Below are 22,179 nucleotides of genomic sequence, written 5' to 3'. Positions count from 1 at the left end.
TGCAAATGAAATGCTGCTGGAAAAGGGGATGAGAAGATGGAACGTCACTACTATACGTACCTGATCAAAGAGGAATTTGCCAATCACTATTTCGGGCGGGAATCGGTTATGTTTGAGCTGTTTCAAGACTATCATTGGACAAGCCTGACGAGGCAGCAGTATGAAATGACAGAGAAACAAATTCAATATATTACGAAACCTATTCCGATTTTACATATGCATCAGCGGTTAAAAATGAATTTGAATAATACAAACTATACACAGCTGGATTATATTTATAGATTATCTCTGCCAAAAGCAAAGGGACAAGCGTCTTTTATGATGAGGGAACACATGATTGAAATTGTAGCTAACGGAGATTACGAGGCGGAAACGATATTTTTTGAAGTTCTTCGCAAAGTAAGCCCTTGCTTTCTCGCAATGGATTTCAATACGAAGCGGTATGGGTGGTTAAATCCGGTGAAAGAAAGAAATTTTGTCTAAAACCGAAGAAAAAGAGATGTAAATGTTGTATAATAGCTTTTGGTTTAGTACACTTTAAACTAGACAACATGAAGGAGGAAATAAAATGACTTTATGGGTTGGCATCCTAGTGGGCGTTGTTGCACTGCTCATAGGTGTTGCACTCGGGTTTTTTATTGCTCGTAAATATATGATGAGCTACCTTAAAAAGAATCCGCCTATTAATGAACAAATGTTACGCATGATGATGATGCAAATGGGAATGAAACCTTCTCAAAAGAAAATCAATCAAATGATGAAAGCCATGAATAATCAAACGAAATAATACGTAAAGATTATGATATAGAGAAACATGGTTATAAAATAAAAAACCCTTTATCGGGTTTTTTATTTTGCAATCATTCATCACCCGCTACTGCTCGAAGGCGCTGCTTTTGATATTGTATGAGAAGATGGTCAAGCTCCTGACTGAGTTCTATCGTAATATGAGATGTCATTCCGTTCGCCATGACAATTTGCAGCAGCTCTGCTCTTTTTTTTTCAATTTCATTTAATAGATGCTCTCTAATCACAGGGATGTATCCTTTCATACATTAGATCTTCAAAAGTGAATGTTTATATTATATCCATATTTATACTAATTTTCAAATGAGAAGGAGTACAATGTCTCAATGTCAAATTAAATTATATAAGTTTTTTTTGAAAATAGAAATCCTTCGAGTGAAAGTGTTAAAAAAATGAAATGATTTTGTCATAACTTGAAGGAATGTCAAATTATGAAGGGATGATGACATGGGAGATGTGAATTATCTTCTGACATTCGGGGCGGGATTTTTATCATTTATTTCGCCTTGCTGCCTGCCGCTGTATCCGGCTTTCCTGTCATATATTACAGGAGTGAGCATGGATGATGTGAAAACAGAGAAACTGCTGCTGCAAAAAAGAAGCTTGGCTCATACGCTGTTTTTTTTGCTGGGGTTTTCAGTGATTTTTATTGCTTTAGGATATGGTACATCTTTTATTGGAACCTTGTTTAGGGATTATCATGATGCTATTCGGCAAGTGGGCGCTTTGCTCATTATTCTGTTCGGTTTTATCACGCTTGGCGTGTTTCGTCCTGATGTTATCATGAAAGAGCGCAGAGTCCATTTTAAGCATAAGCCGGGGGGGTTTTTCGGTTCAATTTTAATCGGTATGGCTTTTGCTGCCGGCTGGACGCCTTGCACCGGTCCTATTTTGGGGGCTGTTATCACATTAGCAGGTACGAATCCTGGCTCAGCGGTACCGTATATGATGCTATATGTTCTCGGATTTGCCGTTCCGTTTGTATTATTGTCGTTCTTCATTACGAAGCTGAAGTGGATCAGGAAGAATCAGCTTTTGATCATGAAAGCGGGCGGCGTACTTATGATTGTAATTGGGATCCTGCTATTTTTTAACTGGATGAACTTGATCATTATTTTGCTGTCGGATCTTTTTGGTGGTTTTACAGGTTTCTGACTGTTAAATTACTTTTGCACTACTACTAATCCTTTTGTTTTTGGTACAATAAGACTATTACCTGAGGAATTCGATTTTTGGAGGGGAATATGACAAGAGTTTTAGTTGTAGACGACGCCAAGTTCATGAGAGTAAAAATCAGAGAGATCTTGGAAGAGGCAAATTACATAATAGCAGGCGAGGCGGCGGACGGCGAACAAGCGGCTGACCTGTATAAAAAACTTCGGCCGGACTTAGTGACGATGGATATTACGATGCCGGTGAAAAACGGCATTAAGGCGCTTCGAGAGATCATATCCTTTGACCCTAAAGCAAAGATAATCATGTGTACCGCAATGCGCCAGCAAAGAATTGTTACGGAAGCCATTGAACTTGGGGCAAAAGATTTTATTGTCAAACCGTTTGAGGAGTCCAAAGTATTAGAAGCTGTCAACCGCGTTATGGGAAATTGAAAGTCATTTCTTTTCAAAATGGTTTTTTTTATTGTTTTGGAGTATAGTATATAGTGTCAACACTCCGAGAAACAAAGGAATGATAAGTATGATGATAATAGTTTCATCAATTGTTGCTATTTTAATGGCTGCAGCTGTGATGGTGGTCAGAATTAAGTCTTCCGATAAACCTGTTTCAGCGAAAAAAATCATTCTTCCGCCGATTTTTATGAGTACGGGGGCGTTAATGTTTTTATTTCCGGTTTTTTGGGTAACAGGTGAAGAGTTTTTAGAAGCGATCACTTTAGGCGTGATTTTCTCTATTTTTCTTATAAAAACTTCAAAGTTTGAAATTAAAAATAATGAAATTTACATGAAACGGTCTAAGGCATTTGTCTTTATATTAATCGGCCTTTTGGTGATCAGAATTGTAATGAAATCAATTTTAAGCACATCGGTTGATTACGGCGCACTGAGCGGTATGTTTTGGATTCTGGCTTTCGGTATGATTGTGCCGTGGAGAATTGCCATGTATCTGTCATATCGAAAACTTCAAAGCGAGCTGCAGTCAGCAGACATTCAAATGAATTAAAAACCTTTCCTCTTCGCGGGAAAGGTTTTTTATTTAAGAAGGGCCTGATAAGGTTCAATATCGATATTCTTGTCTCTTAGATGTTTCTTTAAAAAGGTATGATCTCTTTTCGGAGTAGCCAGAATATAACCTTTAATAATAAGCCGCTGATCAATTGCTGCTACGTTTTCTTTTAATGCCAGCTCTCCGATTTTTCCGGCAATTTTTGCTCTCGCTATATCTCTGAACAGCTCTGGAACAGGTGTAACCAATTCATCGAGAAATTGTTTGTTTTCATTGCTCCATAGATGTCTGCTGTTTTCAATATAGTAATCCTGCCAATCCAGCTCAGATCTGCCGTCCTCTTTTGGTAAACGCTTTAAAAACTTTCGGAACATAAAAAAACCGCCGATTGATAACAAGACAATCATCGTGATCACCCAAAACAGAATAAACCACAAAAACCAGCCTTCCAGCATCAATCATTCCCCCTTATACTAACCATATTGTATATGAAGAAAGAATAGAAGAACAACGTTAAAAAAAATAGAAAAAAATGATAGACGTCTAGTCAAAAGAGATGATAGATCATATTCTATTGTATAGTGAATCTGCTATTTGGCCATGGGAGAGTCACTAGAGGGTATTTGACGATAAATGGACGGAGAAAAGTCACTTTCATAATAGGGGATGAAAGTGACTTTTGATTTTAGCTGAGAGGAAATTGAAGAGAAAAAGAAGAGCCTTCATTCATCTCTTTATTGACAGCAACTGTGAGAATTTGATTTTCGCATTCAGTCTCAATCGACTTGTCATTCAAATAAAAAGGAAGCATCATTTGTTTTTCAAGAGTCTGTTCCGAGGATTTAACCGTCAGGATGAACTCACATCCGGACAAGGTAATTGTTATTTGTGTTGGCTGTAAAGACGATAGGTCTGCTTCAATAATATATTGCTGACTTGTTTCATATAGATCAATAGGTAATGTTTCGTCGTACCAGGCGAACGGATCTTCAAAAAATTGCCGAAGCCATTCCTCCATACCATCGAAATCATTAGCATCGTTTCGTTTTGAATGGGTCATGGAAGCATTCCTCCATATATCAACCTTGCTTTAGCTTATGCAGTTGGTCAGAAATGGGTGAACGCATAAAAAAACAGACACTAAGGTCTGCTTTTACTACATATCATGGCTTGAATTGTGCTTTTGTCTTGTGTGATTTCTGTTTTTTACTTTCTTGCTTCCGCTAAGAGGTTCCGGCTGACCCGGATTGTGTCCTTTAGGGGCGTTTTTATGCATATCTTTACTTGTATTTTTATTGGTCATAAAATGAGAACCTCCTTAAAAGAGTTCAACGTTATTGATTGGTTTTTCTTTTCTTGTTATTTTGGCGTTCTGCTTCAGTCAGTACAAGCTGATCGTTTTCTATATAGCCGGCGCCTTTTCCTTGGCTTTTCGCGTCATTCATCCCATTTATTACGTGATTTGCTTTTCTTTTGACCATCATTATCACCTCAAACATAATATGGCTTCTTTCAATGAGGAATATGAGAGAGCGCAAACAGTAAAATTTCCCGTTTTTTCGCCTGATAAGCCGATCTTATTGTATTTAATAAAAACATTGATATTTACTTATGTATGATTTTGTTTTAATATGAAATTGTGAGAAAATTGTGATGGAATGTAACGTTCATCTGAGAATGAACTGATCTGAAGGGGGATTTTGGAGAATGGCAAACGAGCAAAAAACTGTAGCACAAGACGTTTTCCAAGCGAGAAAAACGTTTACTACAAATGGGAAAACCTATCATTACTACTCTTTGAAAGCATTGGAAGATCTGGGGATCGGAAAGGTATCGAAGCTTCCTTACTCCATCAAAGTTCTTTTAGAGTCTGTACTGCGTCAAGTTGACGGATTCGTCATTAAAAAAGAACACGTGGAGAATTTGGCAAAATGGGGAACTGCCGAGTTAAAGGAAATCGATGTTCCGTTTAAACCATCTCGCGTTATTTTACAAGATTTCACTGGGGTACCGGCAGTAGTTGACCTTGCTTCATTACGTAAAGCAATGGCAGCTGTCGGCGGAGATCCTGACAAAATCAACCCTGAGATTCCTGTTGATCTTGTCATCGACCACTCTGTACAAGTTGATAAAGCGGGCACAGAAGATGCTTTGGCTATTAATATGGACTTGGAATTTGAAAGAAATGCAGAGCGTTACAAATTTTTAAGCTGGGCAAAGAAAGCGTTTAATAACTACCAGGCAGTACCGCCAGCAACAGGTATCGTTCACCAGGTAAACCTTGAGTTCTTGGCAAGCGTTGTCCACGCAGTCGAAGAAGACGGAGAACTGATTACGTATCCTGATACGCTGGTAGGAACCGACTCGCATACAACAATGATTAACGGAATCGGTGTTCTCGGCTGGGGTGTCGGCGGAATTGAAGCGGAAGCCGGAATGCTCGGGCAGCCTTCTTATTTCCCTGTTCCTGAGGTTATCGGCGCGAAACTTGTCGGAAAGCTTCCGAACGGAACAACAGCCACTGACTTGGCGTTAAAAGTGACACAAGTACTGCGTGAAAAAGGCGTAGTCGGCAAATTTGTTGAGTTCTTCGGACCGGGAGTTGCTGAACTGCCGCTAGCAGACCGTGCGACAATCGCCAACATGGCTCCGGAATACGGTGCTACATGCGGATTTTTCCCTGTAGATGAAGAAGCTCTTAATTATCTGCGTCTGACAGGCCGCGATGCTGAACATATTGACGTAGTAGAAGCATACTGCAGAAGCAACGGCTTGTTCTACACTCCTGACGTAGAAGACCCGCAATTTACTGATGTCGTTGAAATTGATTTGTCTAAAATTGAAGCCAACCTTTCGGGTCCAAAACGCCCTCAGGATTTGATACCGCTTTCTAATATGCAGGAAACGTTTAAAAAGCACTTAGTCAGCCCTGCGGGTAACCAAGGATTTGGATTAAACGCCGAAGAGGAAGACAAAGAAATTAAATTTAAATTGCTTAACGGCGAAGAAACAGTCATGAAAACAGGTGCAATCGCTATTGCTGCGATTACAAGCTGTACGAATACATCTAACCCATACGTCTTAATCGGTGCCGGCCTTGTGGCGAAAAAAGCGGTTGAATTAGGTCTCAAAGTGCCTAATTACGTGAAAACATCACTTGCACCGGGCTCTAAGGTTGTTACAGGTTATCTTGTGAATTCAGGCCTTCTTCCATACATGAAGGAGCTTGGTTTTAACCTCGTTGGATATGGATGTACAACATGTATCGGAAACTCAGGTCCGCTTTCACCGGAAATTGAAGAAGCAGTTGCGAAAAATGACCTGTTGATTACGTCTGTTCTTTCTGGAAACCGTAACTTTGAAGGACGTATTCATCCGCTTGTGAAAGGTAACTATCTTGCTTCTCCGCCGCTTGTAGTAGCTTATGCGCTGGCTGGAACAGTGAACATTAACCTGAAGACGGATCCGATCGGTGTCGGCAAAGACGGACAAAAAGTGTACTTTAGCGATATTTGGCCGTCAATGGACGAAATTAACTCACTTGTTAAACAAACCGTTACACCGGAGCTCTTCCGCAAGGAGTACGAAACAGTATTTGATGACAACAAGCGCTGGAATGAGATTGAGACAACAGACGAAGCGCTTTACAAATGGGATAATGAGTCAACCTATATCCAAAACCCGCCTTTCTTCGAGGAAATGTCAGTTGAACCAGGCAAGGTTGAACCTTTAAAAGGCCTTCGTGTAGTCGGTAAATTCGGCGATTCAGTCACAACCGACCATATCTCTCCTGCAGGGGCAATTGGAAAAGATACACCTGCCGGAAAATACTTGCAATCAAAAGGTGTGTCACCTCGTGACTTTAACTCTTACGGTTCACGCCGCGGAAACCATGAGGTTATGATGAGAGGAACATTTGCAAACATCCGCATCAAAAACCAGATCGCGCCGGGCACAGAAGGCGGATATACAACGTATTGGCCGACTGGTGAAGTGACTTCAATCTATGATGCCTGCATGAGATATAAAGAAGATAAAACAGGCCTTGCTATCTTAGCCGGAAAAGATTATGGTATGGGATCTTCCCGTGACTGGGCAGCAAAAGGAACAAACCTGCTCGGCATTAGAACTGTAATTGCTGAGAGCTTTGAAAGAATCCACAGAAGTAACCTGGTATTCATGGGTGTGCTCCCGCTACAATTTAAACAAGGTGAAAATGCGGATACACTCGGCTTAAGCGGTAAAGAAGCGATCGAGGTGGATGTTGATGAAAGCGTACGCCCTCGTGATATCGTTACAGTAAGAGCAATTGATGAAGACGGAAATGTAAAAACATTTGAAGCACTTGTGCGCTTCGATAGTGAAGTTGAAATTGATTATTACCGCCATGGCGGAATTCTGCAAATGGTTCTTCGCGAAAAAATGAAGCAATCATGACGTATGAAGAAGAGAAGGCGCCCTGCTTTCTCTTCTTTTTATGAGATAAGATAGCTCCGGGGGTGGATGACATATGCTGAAAAAATGGGTCGCAGGAATCCTGTTGATTGGGCTTGCCGGATACATGTGCTGGAACATCTATCAGCAATTTAGCAAAAAAGAAATAGGCATTGAAGAGGGACAGCAAGCGCCTGACTTTACTTTGAAAACGCTATCAGGAGAGGGTAGCTCCTTATCAGATGTCAGAGGCAAAAAAGTTCTGCTTAATTTCTGGGCAACTTGGTGTAAACCGTGCCGACAGGAAATGCCGGCGATGGAGGAACTGCAAAAAGAGCACTCAGATTTAGCGGTTATTGCAGTTAATTTCACTTCAGCTGAGAAAAGCGAAAAACAGGTGCAAGCCTTTGCAGATACGTATCATTTAACCTTCCCCATTTTCATTGATAAAAAAGGTATTAATGCAGACTATAATGTGTTTTCATACCCAACTACCTATATTTTAGATGAAAAAGGCGTGATACAAGACATCCATATCGGGACGATGACAAAAAAAGAGATGAAAGAAAAACTGGATATTCATTAGATTCAGTTTTTTTTTGTGCGAACATGCTTACAAATTTTCAGAATTGGAAAAAATAAAAGAATACGCGGAGGTGAGAAGAGTGAAGAAGATGAGAAAACGTTCTTTTCATGAGCTCGTCATGGAAAACAAAAAAGAGCTGATGACGAATACGGAATATTTAAATCAGCTTGAGGAAAAACTTGAACAGAGATTCAAGCAAAAATAACCTTTAATTTGTATTCATGTTTACCCCTCCTTTTGAGAATCCTATTTGTTGAGGAGGGATAAACATGGGAAACAACAAGAAAAACGGTCAGCCTCAATATGCTCCGAGCCACTTGGGTACAAAGCCTGTTAAATATAAACGCAATAAAGGGGAAAAAATGCACGATACTTCTGGTCAACAGCCAGTTATCATGCAGACGAAAGGCGAGTAGCCGGATTGATTTTATTCAAGGAGGTTCATCCCAATGACAAAAAACCAAAATCAAAATCAATATCAATATCAGCAGCCTAATCCTGACGACCGTTCTGACAACGTAGAGAAACTGCAGGATATGGTTCAAAATACGATCGAAAATATAGAAGAAGCAGAAGAATCAATGGAGTTTGCTTCCGGAGAAGATAAGCAGCGCATCAAAGAAAAAAACGCGAGACGGGAAGAGAGCATCGAGGCGTTTCGCAATGAAATTCAAGACGAATCCGAAGCGAGAGAAAACGGATACCGTTCCTAAAAACCAGGGAAACCTGGTTTTTTTCTTTCTGATTTGGATGTGGTAAAATGGGGCTAAACTGATTAAGGGAGCAGAGTATCTTGCATGTATCAAAAACAGAAATAGAAGTGCGTTACGCTGAAACAGATCAAATGGGGATCGTGTATCATGCGAATTATCTTGTTTGGATGGAGGTCGGAAGGACGGCACTCATTAAAGACCTAGGCTTTTTGTACAGTGATATGGAAAAGAAAGGCGTTCTTTCCCCAGTCGTTGATATCAATATTTTCTACAAAAAACCCCTTCATTATGGAGAAACTGCGGTAGTGCACACATGGATTGAGGAATACAACGGCTTTAAAACCATATATGGTTACCACATATATAATCCGGCCGGTGAGCTTTCTATTGAAGCGAAATCATCTCATATTTGTGTGGATAAAGAAAGTTTTAAACCGATTCAGTTTCGTAAGGCTTTCCCAGATTGGCACGCAGCATATGAAAAGGCCAAAAAATAGGGAAGTGAATGACAGATGGCATTTGGCGTGAAACGGGAGGAAGTTAACCGCTGGAAGAAGGCAGTCAAAAGAGGGGAAATCGCATTTTTAACACATTATTGGCTGGATGACCGTTTCCCGGAATCTAAAACCGTGACAAAAGCAGGCTGTGCAGATATTGATAAGCTGGTTCAATGGGGTGCGGCGTACGGTTTGAAGGAAGAATGGATACATAAAAAAAGCGAATTTCCCCACTTTGATCTTTTGGGCGAGACGCAAAAATATATCTTAGAACAAGAAAACCTGACCGATCATCTTACACGTTTTCATTTATAAAAAAAGAACGCATATGATATGCGTTCTTTTTCTTATTGATATTCAAATACAGGCTCATCAGCAGACTCTGAATAGCTGACGAGAAGATCATGGTTGTCAAAGTACCAAAGATCACTTTCTTCAATAAAGAAGGTGATGCCTCCGACTTCTGCCGTGACTCCTGCCTCTTGAGGAGCATCTTTTGTCACTCCTAGAGAAAAACCTTTTTGAACGTTGCTGCAGCCTCCATAGCGGACAAAAAAACGTACTTGGTCGCCGTTTTGTAAATCAAGCTCTTCTTTATACCAGTTCAGCGCGTCTTCGTTAACTGTCATATTCATAACAGAACCCCCTTTTCCCTTTGTTATCATTTGATTTTCTCTATTATAAACGTATTAGGCTACCTCGTGTCAAAATAGAAGTTTTTCAAACATTTATAACCATTTGACTTTAGGTTCTGTTTTATTGATAATTCGTTTGATGTTCGCCCGGTGCCGGTATATTACAAAAACAGTGAGCAGCGTGACGACAATCAATAAATACTTATCATGTACAAAGAGACTATATATGACAGTATATATCCCTGTTAACATTGATGACAGAGAAACAAATTTAGTCAAGTATAAAAAGATGAAAAAGACCGCAACCATTGTAATGAATAACAGAGGAGCATAAAACAGCAAAACGCCTCCCGAAGTTGCCACGGCTTTGCCGCCTTTAAATTTGGCGAAGACAGGAAACACATGGCCAAGAACCGCTATGACTCCCGCAAGGAGCGGATGAATATCAACATGCATGAGGTAAGGCAATGCAGCTGCCAGTGTCCCTTTCAAAATATCTCCGGCTATGACAATCGAACCAGCTTTTACGCCCAGTGTACGGAACGCGTTGGTAGCGCCCAAGTTTCCGCTGCCATGCTCCCGAATATCAATCCCCTTGGCAAGCTTACCTACGATTAAGCCAGATGGAATACTGCCTATCAAGTAGGCCAAAATAATCAATAAAGCAATTAACATCTACATTTCTCCTTTTTCAATGTCCCTAATTTCTATTTTAACATGAGATGTCATGATCTGATGATAAGTTTTTTTGTAAAGTTTGCTTACAAATCTAATCATTCATACATCATGTTTTGCGTTCTTCCTTATCGGTCTTGTAGAATAAACAAAAAGGAGTGGTCTATCATGCAAAACCCATCCAAAGCGGAAATCAAAGAAATTCTTGATGGAAGTAAGAGAATAGCAGTTGTCGGGCTTTCAGATCGTCCCGAAAGAACATCGTATATGGTATCAAAAGCGATGCAGGATGCGGGATACGAAATCATACCGGTAAATCCGACGATCGAAGAGGCGCTCGGTGTAAAAGCCGTATCATCGTTACAAGAAATTGACGGTCCGATTGACATCGTAAATGTATTCAGACGTTCAGAACAGCTTCCTGATGTCGCTAAAGAGTTTCTGGAGACAGATGCCCCGGTATTTTGGGCGCAGCAAGGCCTGGTAAACGAAGAGGCTTATCAGATGCTGAAGGAAGAAGGCAGAACGGTCATCATGGATCTGTGCATAAAAGTGGCACACGCTGTAACAAAATAGATGCAGAGCTGCAAAAATCCTTGTGAATTCAAGGATTTTTGCTTTTTTATGTAAAGATATTGTTTGCGAATTACTGTGAAACAGATACAATAAAGCTTGAACAGCTTTTTTGAATGCCTTGCTAAGCTGGGTTCCGGCCGTACGATTTGCGAAGGTCCGCTGCTTTATATATAATAAACAAACATACGTTCTTATATCGAAAAAACAGCACTTTTGGATGTTATACGGAATGATTCGTTAGCTGTATGTTGAGAATGGGATTACATTGGTTATAATGAAGAGTCCAAGGCAGAAGCGCACCGGGACAAGGATTTTGAAAAATACTTTTATACAATTGACAGGTAAACAATGAAAAAGAGAATGTTAGTTTTTTGAAAGGGGTTTGTACGTTTGGCTAGAAAACAGCAATTTGATTACAACGAAGATGCCATACAGGTGCTGGAAGGCCTTGAAGCCGTTAGGAAAAGGCCGGGTATGTACATTGGCTCAACCGACGCGAGAGGCTTGCACCACTTGGTTTATGAAATAGTAGATAACTCAGTCGATGAGGTACTTGCCGGCCATGGTGATCACATTATCGTTAAAATACATAAAGACAACAGTATTTCTGTACAGGATAGAGGCCGCGGCATGCCGACTGGAATGCATAAACTCGGCAAACCAACCCCTGAAGTCATTTTAACGGTGCTTCACGCCGGCGGAAAATTCGGTCAAGGCGGCTATAAGACAAGTGGAGGGCTTCACGGCGTCGGTGCATCTGTCGTGAATGCTTTATCTGAATGGCTGATGGTTACGATTGAGCGGGACGGCTTCGTCTATCAGCAGCGTTTTGAAAACGGAGGTAAACCGGTCACATCTCTCGAAAAGATCGGCAAAACAAAAAAGACAGGCACACTTACTCACTTTAAGCCTGATCCGACAATGTTCAGCACAACAACTTATAATTTTGAAACGCTTTCTGAGCGATTACGAGAATCAGCGTTTTTATTAAAAGGATTAAAAATTGAACTGATTGACGAGCGGAACGGCCAGCGTGAAGTCTTTTATTATGAGAACGGCATAGAAGCGTTTGTTGCTTACTTAAATGAAGAAAAAGATGCCCTGTCTGAAGTGGTCTCGTTTGAAGGAGAACATCATTCCATCGAAGTGGATTTTGCGTTTCAGTTTAACGACGGCTATTCAGAAAATATCCTGTCGTTTGTTAACAATGTCAGAACAAAAGACGGCGGGACTCATGAGTCAGGTGCAAAGACAGCGATGACGCGAGCCTTTAATGAATATGCGAGAAAAGTGTCTTTGCTGAAAGAAAAGGATAAAAACCTGGAAGGCACTGATATAAGGGAAGGTCTTTCAGCGATTATTTCTGTCCGTATTCCTGAAGAACTTCTTCAATTTGAAGGACAAACAAAAGGAAAACTCGGCACAAGCGAAGCCAGATCTGCCGTAGACGCAATCGTGTCAGAGCAGCTTGCGTATTTTTTAGAGGAAAACCGGGACACGGCTACTCTTCTTGTGAAAAAAGCAATAAAGGCGAGCCAGGCGCGTGAAGCGGCTCGTAAGGCACGGGAAGAAGCCAGAAGCGGCAAAAAACGAAAAAAATCAGAAGCGACATTAAGCGGTAAGCTGACACCTGCGGGTTCAAGAAATCCGGCAAAAAATGAGTTGTATCTCGTTGAGGGTGACTCTGCGGGCGGTTCAGCAAAGCAGGGAAGAGACCGCAGATTCCAAGCGGTTCTGCCATTGCGAGGTAAAGTCATTAACACGGAAAAAGCAAAGCTTGCTGATATCTTTAAAAACGAAGAGATTAATACGATCATTCATGCAATCGGCGGCGGTGTCGGAGCTGATTTTTCAATCGACGACATTAACTACGATAAAATCATCATTATGACGGATGCCGATACTGACGGCGCTCATATTCAAGTGCTGCTTTTAACCTTTTTCTATCGCTATATGAAGCCGCTCATTGAGAATGGAAAGGTATTCATTGCACTGCCTCCTTTATATAAGGTCAGCAAAGGAAGCGGTAAAAAAGAAATCATTGAATATGCATGGTCTGATGAAGAGATGGATGGAGTACTGAAAAAAGTCGGCAAGGGCTATACAATCCAGCGATACAAGGGTCTTGGTGAGATGAACGCGGATCAGCTGTGGGAAACGACGATGAATCCGGAGTCCCGTACGCTTGTAAGGGTCAAAATTGACGACGCGGCACGTGTTGAGAGACGCGTGACGACATTGATGGGCGATAAAGTAGAGCCGCGCAGAAAGTGGATTGAGAAAAACGTAGCTTTCGGCTTAGACGAAGAAAGCAATATTTTAGAAAATGAAAACTTATCGGTCGCTGAGGAGGTTTAATGATTGTCACAGCCAGAATTATTTCATGATTTACCATTAGAAGAGGTGATCGGCGACCGTTTTGGACGCTATAGTAAATATATTATTCAAGACAGGGCGCTGCCTGATGCGCGCGACGGTTTAAAACCCGTACAGCGCAGAATTCTGTATGCGATGCATACAGACGGAAACACATTTGATAAAAATTTCAGAAAAGCGGCCAAAACGGTCGGTAACGTCATCGGTAACTACCATCCGCACGGGGACAGTTCGGTGTATGAAGCAATGGTGCGGATGAGCCAAGACTGGAAAGTGCGTAATGTTTTAATTGAAATGCACGGGAACAACGGAAGTATTGATGGAGATCCTCCGGCGGCCATGCGTTACACAGAAGCGAAGTTATCTTCGATTGCATCAGAGCTTCTGCGGGATATTGACAAAAATACAGTTGAATTTGTCCCGAACTTTGATGATACAAGCAAGGAGCCCGTTGTACTTCCGGCTATGTTCCCTAACTTGCTGGTCAACGGATCTACCGGTATATCTGCAGGATACGCGACTGATATACCGCCTCATCATTTAGGAGAAGTCATTGATGCTGTGATTAAACGCATTCAAATGCCGTCATGCTCTGTAGACGATCTCATGGAAGTGATCAAAGGGCCTGACTTTCCGACAGGCGGAGTTATCCAGGGCGTTGATGGCATTAGAAAAGCCTACGAAACCGGAAAAGGGAAAATTATTATCCGCGGAAAAGCTGAGATCGAAGCGATCAGAGGCGGACGAGAGCAAATTGTGATTACCGAAATCCCATTTGAAGTCAACAAAGCCAACCTTGTGAAAAAAATGGACGAATACCGTATTGATAAAAAGGTTGAAGGCATCTCCGAGGTCCGAGACGAGACAGACCGAACCGGCCTTAGAGTGGTCGTAGAACTAAAGAAAGAAGCAGATGCCAAGGGCATTTTGAATTACTTATATAAAAATACTGATTTACAGATTACGTATAACTTTAATATGGTGGCGATCCATAACCGCCGTCCAATGCTGATGAGTCTGCCTGCTATTTTAGATGCATATATCGGCCACCAAAAAGAAGTGGTCACAAACCGATCTGTTTATGAGCTTCAAAAAGCAAAAGACAGACATCACATTGTAGAAGGTCTTATGAAGGCTTTATCGATCTTGGATGAAGTCATCGCAACGATTCGCTCCTCAAGCGATAAACGTGACGCCAAAAACAATTTAATGGCGAAATATGAATTCACTGAGCCTCAGGCTGAAGCTATCGTGTCCTTGCAGCTATATCGTTTAACAAATACAGATATCACAGCACTCAAGGAAGAGGCTGAAGAGCTCAGCAAAAATATTGAAGAACTTGAATCAATTCTGAGCAATGATAAAAAGCTGTTAAAGGTCATTACAAACAGCTTAAAAGCGCTGAAAAAGAAATATGCGGACACGAGACGCTCTGTCATTGAAGAAAAAATTGAGGAAATCAAAATTAATCTTGAAGTCATGGTTGCCTCTGAGGATGTATACGTGACCGTTACAAAAGATGGCTACTTAAAGCGCACAAGCCAGCGTTCCTTTGCCGCTTCAAACGGGCAGGACTTCGGAATGAAGGATACAGACAGGCTGCTGCATCAGTTTGAAATGAATACGACAGATGTGCTACTGCTTTTCACAAATAAGGGAAGCTACATCTATTGTCCGGTTCACCAGCTGCCTGATATCAGATGGAAGGACATGGGCCAGCATTTTTCAAACATAATCACGATTGAACGGGACGAATCGATTGTTAAGGCCATCCCGATAAAAGAATTTGATCCGTCTGCTTATCTTTTATTCTTCACGAAAAACGGCATGGTGAAAAAGACAGAACTCACGCATTACAAAGCACAGCGTTATTCTAAAGCGCTTGTAGCGTTAAATCTAAAGGGTGAAGACGAGCTGATTGATGTACACGTGACAAATGGTGACAGTCAGATCTTGATGGCGACACATCTGGGGTATGGCCTATGGTTTGGAGAAGATGAAGTGAATGTTGTGGGTGCACGTGCAGCAGGCGTTAAAGGAATTAACTTGAAAGATGGAGACTTTGTCGTGTCAGGAGAAATTCTGCATGAATCCGATTCTCTTGTATTGTTCACACAAAGGGGAGCGGTCAAACGTATGAGTCTTTCTGAATTTGAAAAGACCTCCCGTGCAAAACGGGGAGTCGTTATGCTGCGGGAGCTGAAGAAAAATCCACATCGTGTCGTTTCGCTGTTTGCATGCGGACTTAATGAGCGGTTTATGGCAGAAACGGAAAAAGGGGACAGAAAAGAACTGCAGGCTAAAGAATTGCGAACAAACGACAGATACAGCAATGGTTCATTCTTTATTGATGAAGAAGAATCAGGCAAGATCACAGCTGTCTGGCGTCTTAAAACTGAATAATCATCATTAAAAAACCCGCTCACATATCGTGAGCGGGTATATTTGTTTTTCATCAGCTTTCATGGCTGGTGAATAAGTCTGTCACGGCATGAATGACTTCAATCCCTTGCCATACAAATAAGTTCAGCGCTGTGAAAGAGAATAAGCCTAAAATCACCATTCTTAAGATAAACAACATGTTAACAGCCTCCTCATATTTTCGTTATATATTCGGGTGATGTTGAACATGAAGTTTGTCGAAATAAGACGATTGATAAAATTTGGCCAGTATAAAGCTTTTTTTCCGCTGGCGCCTGCGGGAGTATCCCGTACTTTTGCTTTCAGCGGTCAGAAGCAGTACAGCCATTGCCCATAAAGCAGTCAGCGCAAATGCCCCTGTGATGGATTTCTTCTCATCATCAGCATTTTGGCCGGCTTTCATCTCATGCATTTCCTGCTGGTCGGCTACGGCTTTATAATGATGGCCGATATCAAAGGCGTGGGGAATTGAGAACAAATGAAAACTGGCAATCGCCAAAAATAAGATGGACGCTTTCAGTATCGTTACTTTTTTCAAATGATCTCCCCCCTTTTAATATTACTGAATATTTTTATAATAATACCCTAATCCATCCTGAAAGTAAACCTGATTTATTAAATTTAAAAATAAATTTCACTTTGTTAAGTATATATCTTTTTGCTTATTTTTGAAAGAGAAATTTCTTTTATTAGTGTATGTATACCCGGTCTAAGGTGTGAATAAAAACACATCTTAAAAGATATGTTGGTTGTTTAGAATTTATAACTTTTGGAATCAAAGGAAACAGAAAATGTCAGGCAAGAGAGGACTCTTATTTACAAGCTTATTAAGAAATTTTTTATTCATAGAAAAATAATAGAGAGGGAGACCGAAGGAGTAACTTCAATCTAGAACAATATTCTTCCCGAAAAAACTTCCTAATTCGACATAATGTGATATAATAAGACTCGGTATGTTAAAAAATCTAACATCAAATTTAAATTTTTTATGAATTGATGAAAACGGGAGGTAAATATGGAGTCTTTTTTCAACAGTTTGATTAATATTCCAAGTGATTTTATCTGGAAATATTTATTTTATATTTTAATAGGACTTGGATTATTTTTTACACTTCGTTTTGGTTTTATCCAATTTCGTTATTTTATTGAAATGTTCAGAATAGTAGGAGAGAAACCTGATGGAAATAAAGGTGTTTCTTCTATGCAGGCATTCTTTATTTCTGCCGCATCCCGAGTCGGTACAGGAAATTTGACTGGTGTTGCCTTAGCAATTGCGACAGGCGGACCGGGCGCTGTATTTTGGATGTGGGTTGTAGCTGCTGTAGGTATGGCTTCAAGCTTTGTTGAGAGTACGTTGGCACAGCTTTATAAAGTGAAGGACGGAAACGATTTCCGCGGTGGACCGGCCTACTATATTCAAAAAGGTCTTGGAGTCAGATGGCTCGGCATCGTATTCGCTGTCTTAATTACCGTATCATTCGGTTTAATCTTTAACGCTGTTCAATCCAATACAATTGCAGGAGCGTTAGATGGCGCATTTCATGTGAACAAGACAGTTGTAGCTATTGTTCTTGCTGCTTTAACGGCTTTTATTATTTTCGGCGGTTTAAAACGTGTAGTTGCAGTGACACAATTGATTGTTCCGGTCATGGCTGGTCTTTATATTCTCATAGCTCTATATGTTGTATTCACTAATATTTCTGCATTTCCAAGCGTTATTGCGACCATTGTCAAAAATGCTTTGGGATTTGAACAAGTTGTCGGCGGAGGAATAGGAGCGATCATCGTCATCGGTGCACAGCGCGGACTTTTCTCTAACGAAGCAGGAATGGGTAGCGCGCCAAACGCTGCTGCGACAGCTCATGTTTCGCATCCGGCAAAGCAAGGCTTTATCCAGACATTAGGCGTGTTTTTCGATACATTTATCGTATGTACGTCCACAGCGTTTATTATTTTGCTGTACAGTCTAACACCAAAAGGTGACGGCATCCAAGTCACACAGGCTGCTCTGAACCACCATATTGGAGGATGGGCACCTAGTTTTATAGCAGTCGCAATGTTCTTATTCGCTTTCAGCTCAGTTGTCGGAAACTACTATTATGGCGAGACAAACATTGAATTTATTAAAACAAGTAAAACATGGCTGAACATTTACCGTATTGCGGTTATTGCTATGGTTGTCTTTGGATGTGTAGCAGGTTTCCAAATTGTTTGGGACATGGCGGATCTCTTTATGGGGATTATGGCGCTGATTAACTTAGTTGTAATCACGCTGCTATCAAACGTAGCATACAAAGTCTATAAAGATTACGCAAAACAGCGCAAACAAGGACTTGATCCTGTGTTTAAAGCTAAAAATATCCCAGGACTGAAACACGCTGAAACTTGGGAAGAAGAGAAACAAGAAGCATAAATGATAAAGAACGGCTGCATTCAATGATTTGAATGCAGCTTTTTATTTGCCGAAAAAAAGCGGAATCTTTTGATTTCATTAAATAATAACGTGCAAAGTCCTGATCAGACACTTTTATCCCTGATACACATGTATCAGCTGTATACAAAACAACACAAAAAGAGTCAATAGACAGGCTTTTAAGCCGCCTAAAAACAAGAAATTAGGTTGATAGACAAACATAAGAAAGATTTTTACAATGAGTCCGTGTTTAAAAAACGAAAGGGAGGGAGTGCGGCAGCTAATAGGCATACGTTTTACATGATTATTTGGAGGAGGAGAGAATGCTATATGAAACGTTCAGTCTCTATCTTTATCGCATGTTTAGTAATGACAGTATTAACAATTAGCGGTGTCGCGGCACCAGAAGCATCTGCAGCAGGGGCGAAAACGCCTGTAGCCCTTAATGGCCAGCTTAGCATTAAAGGTACTCAGCTAGTCAATCAAAACGGAAAATCGGTGCAGCTGAAGGGGATCAGCTCACACGGTTTGCAGTGGTTCGGCGATTATGTCAATAAAGACTCTTTAAAATGGCTAAGAGACGATTGGGGAATTACGGTCTTCCGAGCGGCAATGTACACGGCTGAAGGCGGTTATATAGAGAATCCGTCTGTGAAAAATAAAGTCAAAGAAGCTGTTGAAGCTGCAAAAGAGCTCGGGATATATGTCATCATTGACTGGCATATTTTAAATGACGGCAATCCAAATCAAAATAAAGAGAAGGCAAAAGAATTCTTTAAGGAAATGTCAAGCCTTTACGGAAGCACACCAAACGTTATTTATGAAATTGCTAATGAACCGAACGGTGATGTAAATTGGAAGCGCGATATCAAACCGTATGCGGAGGAAGTGATTTCCGTTATCCGTAAAAATGACCCGGATAACATCATTATTACGGGAACAGGCACTTGGAGCCAGGATGTAAATGATGCTGCGGATGATCAGCTTAAGGATGCAAACGTCATGTACGCGCTTCATTTTTATGCCGGTACACACGGCCAGTATTTAAGGGATAAAGCCGATTATGCGCTCAGCAAAGGAGCGCCGATTTTTGTAACGGAATGGGGGACGAGTGACGCTTCCGGAAATGGCGGGGTCTTCCTTGACCAGTCGAGGGAATGGCTGAATTATCTCGACGACAAGAAAATCAGCTGGGTAAACTGGAACCTTTCTGATAAGCAGGAATCTTCCTCAGCTTTAAAGCCGGGGGCATCTAAAACAGGCGGCTGGCCGTTATCAGATTTATCCGCTTCAGGGACATTTGTAAGGGAAAAGATCCGTGGCTCCCAACATTCGACTGAAGACAGATCTGAGACACCAAAGCAAGATAAACCCGTACAGGAAAACAGCCTATCTGTGCAATACAGAACAGGGGATGGAAGTGTGAACAGCAACCAAATCCGTCCTCAGATCCATGTGAAAAACAACAGCAAGACCACCGTTAATTTAAAAAATGTAACTGTCCGCTACTGGTATAACACGAAAAACAAAGGCCAAAACTTCGACTGTGACTACGCGAAGATCGGATGCAGCAATGTGACGCACAAGTTTGTGACATTACAAAAACCTGTAAAAGGTGCAGATGCCTATCTGGAACTCGGGTTTAAAAACGGGACACTGTCACCGGGAGCAAGCACTGGAGAAATCCAAATTCGTCTTCACAATGAGGATTGGGGCAATTATTCACAAATCGGGGATTATTCTTTTTCTCAGTCAAATACGTTTAAAGATACAAAAAAAATCACATTATATAATAACGGAAAACTAATTTGGGGAACTGAACCCAAATAGTTACTGTATTGACGGACATCACAATTGGTGTCCGTTTTCATTATCTAATAAGCAGCAGAACAAGGAGGTGTAAGCTGTGGACGAAACATTGAAACAGTATATGTTGCTATTCAAACAAAACAACGACCTGGTTAATGGACCGGACTATCCAAATAAGGAAAAAGATATCCAAAACCAAAAAGAACAGATTGAAGCCTATGAAAAACTTCTGCAGCAAGGTTTTACCAGTGATTACGATTATGATGAGTTTGCTGATTCGGTGATCAAATGCGCATACGGTGATATGACATTAGAAGAGCTGGAAGCCGTTTATTATGGGTTGACCTCGCCATTTTAAAGTTTCTTAATAAGACTTGCTGAAGCTCAGAACATTTTTTTATTACGTCTCACTAACTTAAGTATACTTTGTTATTGAGACGGAATTTCTTTAAAATTAATTACTTCCTAGAATATATATTATGTAAACTAACAAAATGAAATTCATATTTGGATTTCTTAGAGTTATCGGCTTTGTGTCTGTATGGCTAGCTCTTTGATATACGTTTATCAGCAACCTCTCGGTTATGTCACTTGTTGCTGGTCTTCTTGATCAAGTTCACTCCATCGTATGCCAGACTTTCCACACTTGCAGCCTTCTGCAGTAAGTAATGATCAAAAAAGTTCTTCGTATAGTCTGTAACAAGATTTCGCATCTCCATAGCATCCCGTTCGCCTCTGAGTTCCTCATTCACACTGGTAAACACGATGTCGCAGTAATCTAAATGTGCAACACGATCAACAGAGAAATAATAGGTTTCCATGCTATTGTTAGCGCCAATTATCGCATTCATGTTATAGTTAGGTTCACAAAACAGTAGCAAGAAAGGTTTCTTAAGGTCGCTGTCGAGAAGGCCGAACGCACCGCTATCCAAGCCAATCCCGCAGGCGAACCGTTCGTCGTCCCGGCAAACAATCGCCGTCGTAGGCCCTCCATAAGAATGTCCGACTATGCCCATGCCGATGTCAAGCAACAATCTGCCCTTAAAGATGGAATTCAGCTCTCCAAAGTCCAGTTTGTAAAGATAATCGGCTACATACCTTACATCTTCTGTCTGTAATTCACTATACTCTGTTAACTTGGCAAGTATCGGCAGTGTAAGCACGTTATGGCACATCTCAATGGCAGTTTCATCGTCAGGCCGCATCTCCATCTTACCAGCCAACGCCAGCATCTCCGGATCTTCAGAAAACGCCATAATGACATCCGAAAAATCCTTTGATACATTAAACAAGCGCCCATCTTTACGCTTATACATCGTGCTATTCTGATGGCCGATGCTTACCACAATATATCCCATGCTTGCCAAGTCTGTACAGATCACTGTACCCCATTCTGGAGAACCGCCCCCGCCGCAAACATAGAATAACACCGGATAGCGCTTTTCCTTCCCGGAGAGAGCAAGGTCGTCGTAACACTGGGTCTTGATATCGATAGAGAAAAAATCCTTCTTTTTAAGATACTCAGTGACAAGTGGCTGATCATTAAGCATCTCATAGACTTCAGAAAACATGTACGTTGATGTAGTCTTCCCTTCGCTGCTGTCAGATGGATAATACACAAACGCCGTCAGTTCTCTTTTTGAGTGATCTGATGCCGTGTACTCAACATCCATCTGGGTTCGACCAACAGCATAGCCGCCAATTGGTTCTGGAAATGCGTCATCAGTTTTCACTTTCTTGTTCCCCCTTCATTAATAAAAGTGGCGAATGCTCTTATTTGCTTGCAGATATCATAGCCTTCACCGTCTGGCAGCATGATATCCAGTAAAACCAAACCTGGATTTTCTTGATGAAATTGAGCCAATCCATCACGGGCAGTAGAAGCTGTGATCACACGCTCAATACCTTCTCTTCTTAATACTGTTTTGGTCAGTTCCAAAATTTCTTTTTCGTCACTATTATTAATACTTTGTTGTGTAGCTGTTATACCCAATGTCCGTGCATTGTTAAAAAATCAACACTTCTCTTCTACCACAGAAAATAAGCCAATTTTCTT

General features: G+C 41.0%; 28 protein-coding genes and 1 pseudogene. 18 read left to right on the top strand and 11 right to left on the bottom strand.

Annotation, left to right across the window (positions count from 1 at the left end; all coding sequences use genetic code 11):
- Positions 1-36: 36 nt before the first annotated feature.
- Both sirA and NST16_RS08335 read left to right on the top strand, forming a co-directional pair.
- The gene (sirA, locus tag NST16_RS08340) at positions 37-483 is read left to right on the top strand and encodes a sporulation inhibitor of replication protein SirA (protein ID WP_029441408.1); all 447 of its coding nucleotides are present in this window, start codon (positions 37-39) and stop codon (positions 481-483) included.
- Between the two features lie 85 nt (positions 484-568).
- Complete coding sequence (locus NST16_RS08335) at positions 569-787, top strand: YneF family protein (RefSeq protein WP_003221221.1); 219 nt, start codon at positions 569-571, stop codon at positions 785-787.
- Between the two features lie 73 nt (positions 788-860).
- Here the strand turns inward: NST16_RS08335 and ynzD are convergent, their stop codons facing one another.
- Complete coding sequence (gene ynzD, locus NST16_RS08330; protein ID WP_024121579.1) at positions 861-1,034, bottom strand: aspartyl-phosphate phosphatase YnzD; 174 nt, start codon at positions 1,032-1,034, stop codon at positions 861-863.
- Positions 1,035-1,254: 220 nt separating this feature from the next.
- Between ynzD and NST16_RS08325 the strand changes: the two genes are divergently transcribed.
- The 3 genes from NST16_RS08325 to NST16_RS08315 all read left to right on the top strand — a co-directional run bounded on the left by NST16_RS08325 (position 1,255) and on the right by NST16_RS08315 (position 2,985).
- Positions 1,255-1,962, top strand: a complete 708-nt coding sequence (locus tag NST16_RS08325; RefSeq protein WP_010334410.1) for a cytochrome c biogenesis protein CcdA — start codon at positions 1,255-1,257, stop codon at positions 1,960-1,962.
- A gap of 89 nt (positions 1,963-2,051) precedes the next feature.
- Positions 2,052-2,414, top strand: coding sequence for a response regulator (locus tag NST16_RS08320; RefSeq protein ID WP_010334411.1), 363 nt, complete (start codon positions 2,052-2,054; stop codon positions 2,412-2,414).
- Positions 2,415-2,493: 79 nt separating this feature from the next.
- On the top strand, positions 2,494-2,985 hold the full coding sequence (locus NST16_RS08315; protein ID WP_268451164.1) for a CcdC family protein: 492 nt from the start codon (positions 2,494-2,496) through the stop codon (positions 2,983-2,985).
- A gap of 29 nt (positions 2,986-3,014) precedes the next feature.
- Here NST16_RS08315 and NST16_RS08310 read toward each other — a convergent pair whose 3' ends face one another.
- The 4 genes from NST16_RS08310 to sspO form a co-directional block, all read right to left on the bottom strand.
- Entirely contained in the window at positions 3,015-3,443 is a 429-nt protein-coding gene (locus tag NST16_RS08310; RefSeq protein WP_168747946.1) for a DUF2621 domain-containing protein, read from the bottom strand.
- 230 nt (positions 3,444-3,673) lie between these two features.
- Positions 3,674-4,066: an outer spore coat protein CotM gene (cotM, locus tag NST16_RS08305; protein WP_168749439.1), complete on the bottom strand. Its 393-nt coding sequence runs from the start codon at positions 4,064-4,066 to the stop codon at positions 3,674-3,676.
- A 78-nt stretch (positions 4,067-4,144) separates the two neighbouring features.
- A complete protein-coding gene (locus NST16_RS08300; RefSeq protein WP_003221237.1) occupies positions 4,145-4,291 on the bottom strand; it encodes a small acid-soluble spore protein P in 147 nt (48 codons plus the stop codon).
- A gap of 31 nt (positions 4,292-4,322) precedes the next feature.
- Entirely contained in the window at positions 4,323-4,469 is a 147-nt protein-coding gene (gene sspO, locus NST16_RS08295; RefSeq protein ID WP_003244839.1) for an acid-soluble spore protein SspO, read from the bottom strand.
- 226 nt (positions 4,470-4,695) lie between these two features.
- On the opposite strand from sspO, the gene acnA reads away from it, so the two are divergent.
- The 7 genes from acnA (at position 4,696) to NST16_RS08260 (ending at position 9,533) form a co-directional block, all read left to right on the top strand.
- Positions 4,696-7,425: an aconitate hydratase AcnA gene (acnA, locus tag NST16_RS08290; protein ID WP_268506093.1), complete on the top strand. Its 2,730-nt coding sequence runs from the start codon at positions 4,696-4,698 to the stop codon at positions 7,423-7,425.
- Positions 7,426-7,498: 73 nt separating this feature from the next.
- Positions 7,499-8,008, top strand: coding sequence for a redoxin domain-containing protein (locus tag NST16_RS08285; protein ID WP_340885611.1), 510 nt, complete (start codon positions 7,499-7,501; stop codon positions 8,006-8,008).
- Between the two features lie 79 nt (positions 8,009-8,087).
- On the top strand, positions 8,088-8,213 hold the full coding sequence (locus NST16_RS08280; RefSeq protein ID WP_003244964.1) for an FbpB family small basic protein: 126 nt from the start codon (positions 8,088-8,090) through the stop codon (positions 8,211-8,213).
- 64 nt (positions 8,214-8,277) lie between these two features.
- Entirely contained in the window at positions 8,278-8,424 is a 147-nt protein-coding gene (locus NST16_RS08275) for an acid-soluble spore protein N (RefSeq protein WP_010334417.1), read from the top strand.
- Between the two features lie 33 nt (positions 8,425-8,457).
- The gene (tlp, locus tag NST16_RS08270) at positions 8,458-8,721 is read left to right on the top strand and encodes a small acid-soluble spore protein Tlp (protein WP_326331706.1); all 264 of its coding nucleotides are present in this window, start codon (positions 8,458-8,460) and stop codon (positions 8,719-8,721) included.
- A gap of 80 nt (positions 8,722-8,801) precedes the next feature.
- Positions 8,802-9,218, top strand: a complete 417-nt coding sequence (locus tag NST16_RS08265) for a YbgC/FadM family acyl-CoA thioesterase (RefSeq protein ID WP_340885606.1) — start codon at positions 8,802-8,804, stop codon at positions 9,216-9,218.
- Between the two features lie 15 nt (positions 9,219-9,233).
- Entirely contained in the window at positions 9,234-9,533 is a 300-nt protein-coding gene (locus NST16_RS08260) for a hypothetical protein (RefSeq protein WP_010334420.1), read from the top strand.
- Positions 9,534-9,565: 32 nt separating this feature from the next.
- Here NST16_RS08260 and NST16_RS08255 read toward each other — a convergent pair whose 3' ends face one another.
- Both NST16_RS08255 and plsY read right to left on the bottom strand, forming a co-directional pair.
- On the bottom strand, positions 9,566-9,853 hold the full coding sequence (locus NST16_RS08255; RefSeq protein ID WP_029441412.1) for a HesB/YadR/YfhF family protein: 288 nt from the start codon (positions 9,851-9,853) through the stop codon (positions 9,566-9,568).
- Positions 9,854-9,946: 93 nt separating this feature from the next.
- A complete protein-coding gene (gene plsY / locus NST16_RS08250; RefSeq protein WP_010334422.1) occupies positions 9,947-10,528 on the bottom strand; it encodes a glycerol-3-phosphate 1-O-acyltransferase PlsY in 582 nt (193 codons plus the stop codon).
- Positions 10,529-10,696: 168 nt separating this feature from the next.
- On the opposite strand from plsY, the gene NST16_RS08245 reads away from it, so the two are divergent.
- From NST16_RS08245 to parC, 3 genes are all read left to right on the top strand, one after another.
- A complete protein-coding gene (locus tag NST16_RS08245) occupies positions 10,697-11,104 on the top strand; it encodes a CoA-binding protein (protein ID WP_268447457.1) in 408 nt (135 codons plus the stop codon).
- 390 nt (positions 11,105-11,494) lie between these two features.
- Positions 11,495-13,462, top strand: a complete 1,968-nt coding sequence (parE, locus tag NST16_RS08240) for a DNA topoisomerase IV subunit B (protein ID WP_268450471.1) — start codon at positions 11,495-11,497, stop codon at positions 13,460-13,462.
- Positions 13,463-13,465: 3 nt separating this feature from the next.
- Positions 13,466-15,883, top strand: coding sequence for a DNA topoisomerase IV subunit A (gene parC, locus NST16_RS08235; RefSeq protein WP_168747953.1), 2,418 nt, complete (start codon positions 13,466-13,468; stop codon positions 15,881-15,883).
- A 52-nt stretch (positions 15,884-15,935) separates the two neighbouring features.
- Here the strand turns inward: parC and NST16_RS08230 are convergent, their stop codons facing one another.
- Both NST16_RS08230 and NST16_RS08225 read right to left on the bottom strand, forming a co-directional pair.
- Positions 15,936-16,061 carry a hypothetical protein gene (locus tag NST16_RS08230; protein WP_010334426.1) on the bottom strand — a complete coding sequence of 42 codons (126 nt, stop codon included), beginning with the start codon at positions 16,059-16,061 and terminating at the stop codon, positions 15,936-15,938.
- A gap of 24 nt (positions 16,062-16,085) precedes the next feature.
- On the bottom strand, positions 16,086-16,439 hold the full coding sequence (locus NST16_RS08225; RefSeq protein WP_229147432.1) for a hypothetical protein: 354 nt from the start codon (positions 16,437-16,439) through the stop codon (positions 16,086-16,088).
- Between the two features lie 477 nt (positions 16,440-16,916).
- Between NST16_RS08225 and NST16_RS08220 the strand changes: the two genes are divergently transcribed.
- The 3 genes from NST16_RS08220 to NST16_RS08210 all read left to right on the top strand — a co-directional run bounded on the left by NST16_RS08220 (position 16,917) and on the right by NST16_RS08210 (position 20,481).
- A complete protein-coding gene (locus tag NST16_RS08220) occupies positions 16,917-18,314 on the top strand; it encodes an alanine/glycine:cation symporter family protein (protein WP_010334429.1) in 1,398 nt (465 codons plus the stop codon).
- A 330-nt stretch (positions 18,315-18,644) separates the two neighbouring features.
- Entirely contained in the window at positions 18,645-20,144 is a 1,500-nt protein-coding gene (locus NST16_RS08215; RefSeq protein ID WP_340885590.1) for a cellulase family glycosylhydrolase, read from the top strand.
- Between the two features lie 76 nt (positions 20,145-20,220).
- On the top strand, positions 20,221-20,481 hold the full coding sequence (locus NST16_RS08210; protein WP_168747957.1) for a YnfE family protein: 261 nt from the start codon (positions 20,221-20,223) through the stop codon (positions 20,479-20,481).
- A gap of 229 nt (positions 20,482-20,710) precedes the next feature.
- On the opposite strand, the gene NST16_RS08205 is transcribed toward NST16_RS08210, so the two are convergent.
- Together NST16_RS08205 and NST16_RS08200 are read right to left on the bottom strand one after the other, a co-directional pair.
- Positions 20,711-21,856: an alpha/beta hydrolase gene (locus NST16_RS08205; RefSeq protein ID WP_340885585.1), complete on the bottom strand. Its 1,146-nt coding sequence runs from the start codon at positions 21,854-21,856 to the stop codon at positions 20,711-20,713.
- A 38-nt stretch (positions 21,857-21,894) separates the two neighbouring features.
- Positions 21,895-22,085: pseudogene (locus NST16_RS08200) on the bottom strand (response regulator); the annotation flags it as partial.
- Between the last annotated feature and the right edge of the window lie 94 nt (positions 22,086-22,179).

Origin of the sequence: Bacillus sp. FSL K6-1005 (assembly GCF_038000225.1) — a bacterium.
In the GTDB taxonomy this organism is placed as follows: domain Bacteria; phylum Bacillota; class Bacilli; order Bacillales; family Bacillaceae; genus Bacillus; species Bacillus mojavensis.
The sequence above is the reverse complement of the archived record's forward strand: the minus strand, read 5'-3'. Positions and strand labels throughout refer to the sequence as shown.

Excerpts from the sequence above, each read along its gene's own strand:
- tlp (WP_326331706.1), top strand. The coding sequence starts at position 8,458 with ATGACAAAAAACCAAAATCAAAATCAATATCAATATCAGCAGCCTAAT.
- acnA (WP_268506093.1), top strand. The coding sequence starts at position 4,696 with ATGGCAAACGAGCAAAAAACTGTAGCACAAGACGTTTTCCAAGCGAGA.
- NST16_RS08220 (WP_010334429.1), top strand. The coding sequence starts at position 16,917 with ATGGAGTCTTTTTTCAACAGTTTGATTAATATTCCAAGTGATTTTATC.
- NST16_RS08230 (WP_010334426.1), bottom strand. The coding sequence starts at position 16,061 with ATGTTGTTTATCTTAAGAATGGTGATTTTAGGCTTATTCTCTTTCACA.
- NST16_RS08215 (WP_340885590.1), top strand. The coding sequence starts at position 18,645 with ATGAAACGTTCAGTCTCTATCTTTATCGCATGTTTAGTAATGACAGTA.
- NST16_RS08245 (WP_268447457.1), top strand. The coding sequence starts at position 10,697 with ATGCAAAACCCATCCAAAGCGGAAATCAAAGAAATTCTTGATGGAAGT.
- NST16_RS08260 (WP_010334420.1), top strand. The coding sequence starts at position 9,234 with ATGGCATTTGGCGTGAAACGGGAGGAAGTTAACCGCTGGAAGAAGGCA.
- NST16_RS08325 (WP_010334410.1), top strand. The coding sequence starts at position 1,255 with ATGGGAGATGTGAATTATCTTCTGACATTCGGGGCGGGATTTTTATCA.
- NST16_RS08310 (WP_168747946.1), bottom strand. The coding sequence starts at position 3,443 with ATGCTGGAAGGCTGGTTTTTGTGGTTTATTCTGTTTTGGGTGATCACG.
- plsY (WP_010334422.1), bottom strand. The coding sequence starts at position 10,528 with ATGTTAATTGCTTTATTGATTATTTTGGCCTACTTGATAGGCAGTATT.
- NST16_RS08300 (WP_003221237.1), bottom strand. The coding sequence starts at position 4,291 with ATGACCAATAAAAATACAAGTAAAGATATGCATAAAAACGCCCCTAAA.
- sirA (WP_029441408.1), top strand. The coding sequence starts at position 37 with ATGGAACGTCACTACTATACGTACCTGATCAAAGAGGAATTTGCCAAT.
- NST16_RS08275 (WP_010334417.1), top strand. The coding sequence starts at position 8,278 with ATGGGAAACAACAAGAAAAACGGTCAGCCTCAATATGCTCCGAGCCAC.
- NST16_RS08335 (WP_003221221.1), top strand. The coding sequence starts at position 569 with ATGACTTTATGGGTTGGCATCCTAGTGGGCGTTGTTGCACTGCTCATA.
- NST16_RS08315 (WP_268451164.1), top strand. The coding sequence starts at position 2,494 with ATGATAAGTATGATGATAATAGTTTCATCAATTGTTGCTATTTTAATG.
- NST16_RS08285 (WP_340885611.1), top strand. The coding sequence starts at position 7,499 with ATGCTGAAAAAATGGGTCGCAGGAATCCTGTTGATTGGGCTTGCCGGA.
- NST16_RS08255 (WP_029441412.1), bottom strand. The coding sequence starts at position 9,853 with ATGAATATGACAGTTAACGAAGACGCGCTGAACTGGTATAAAGAAGAG.
- NST16_RS08320 (WP_010334411.1), top strand. The coding sequence starts at position 2,052 with ATGACAAGAGTTTTAGTTGTAGACGACGCCAAGTTCATGAGAGTAAAA.
- sspO (WP_003244839.1), bottom strand. The coding sequence starts at position 4,469 with ATGGTCAAAAGAAAAGCAAATCACGTAATAAATGGGATGAATGACGCG.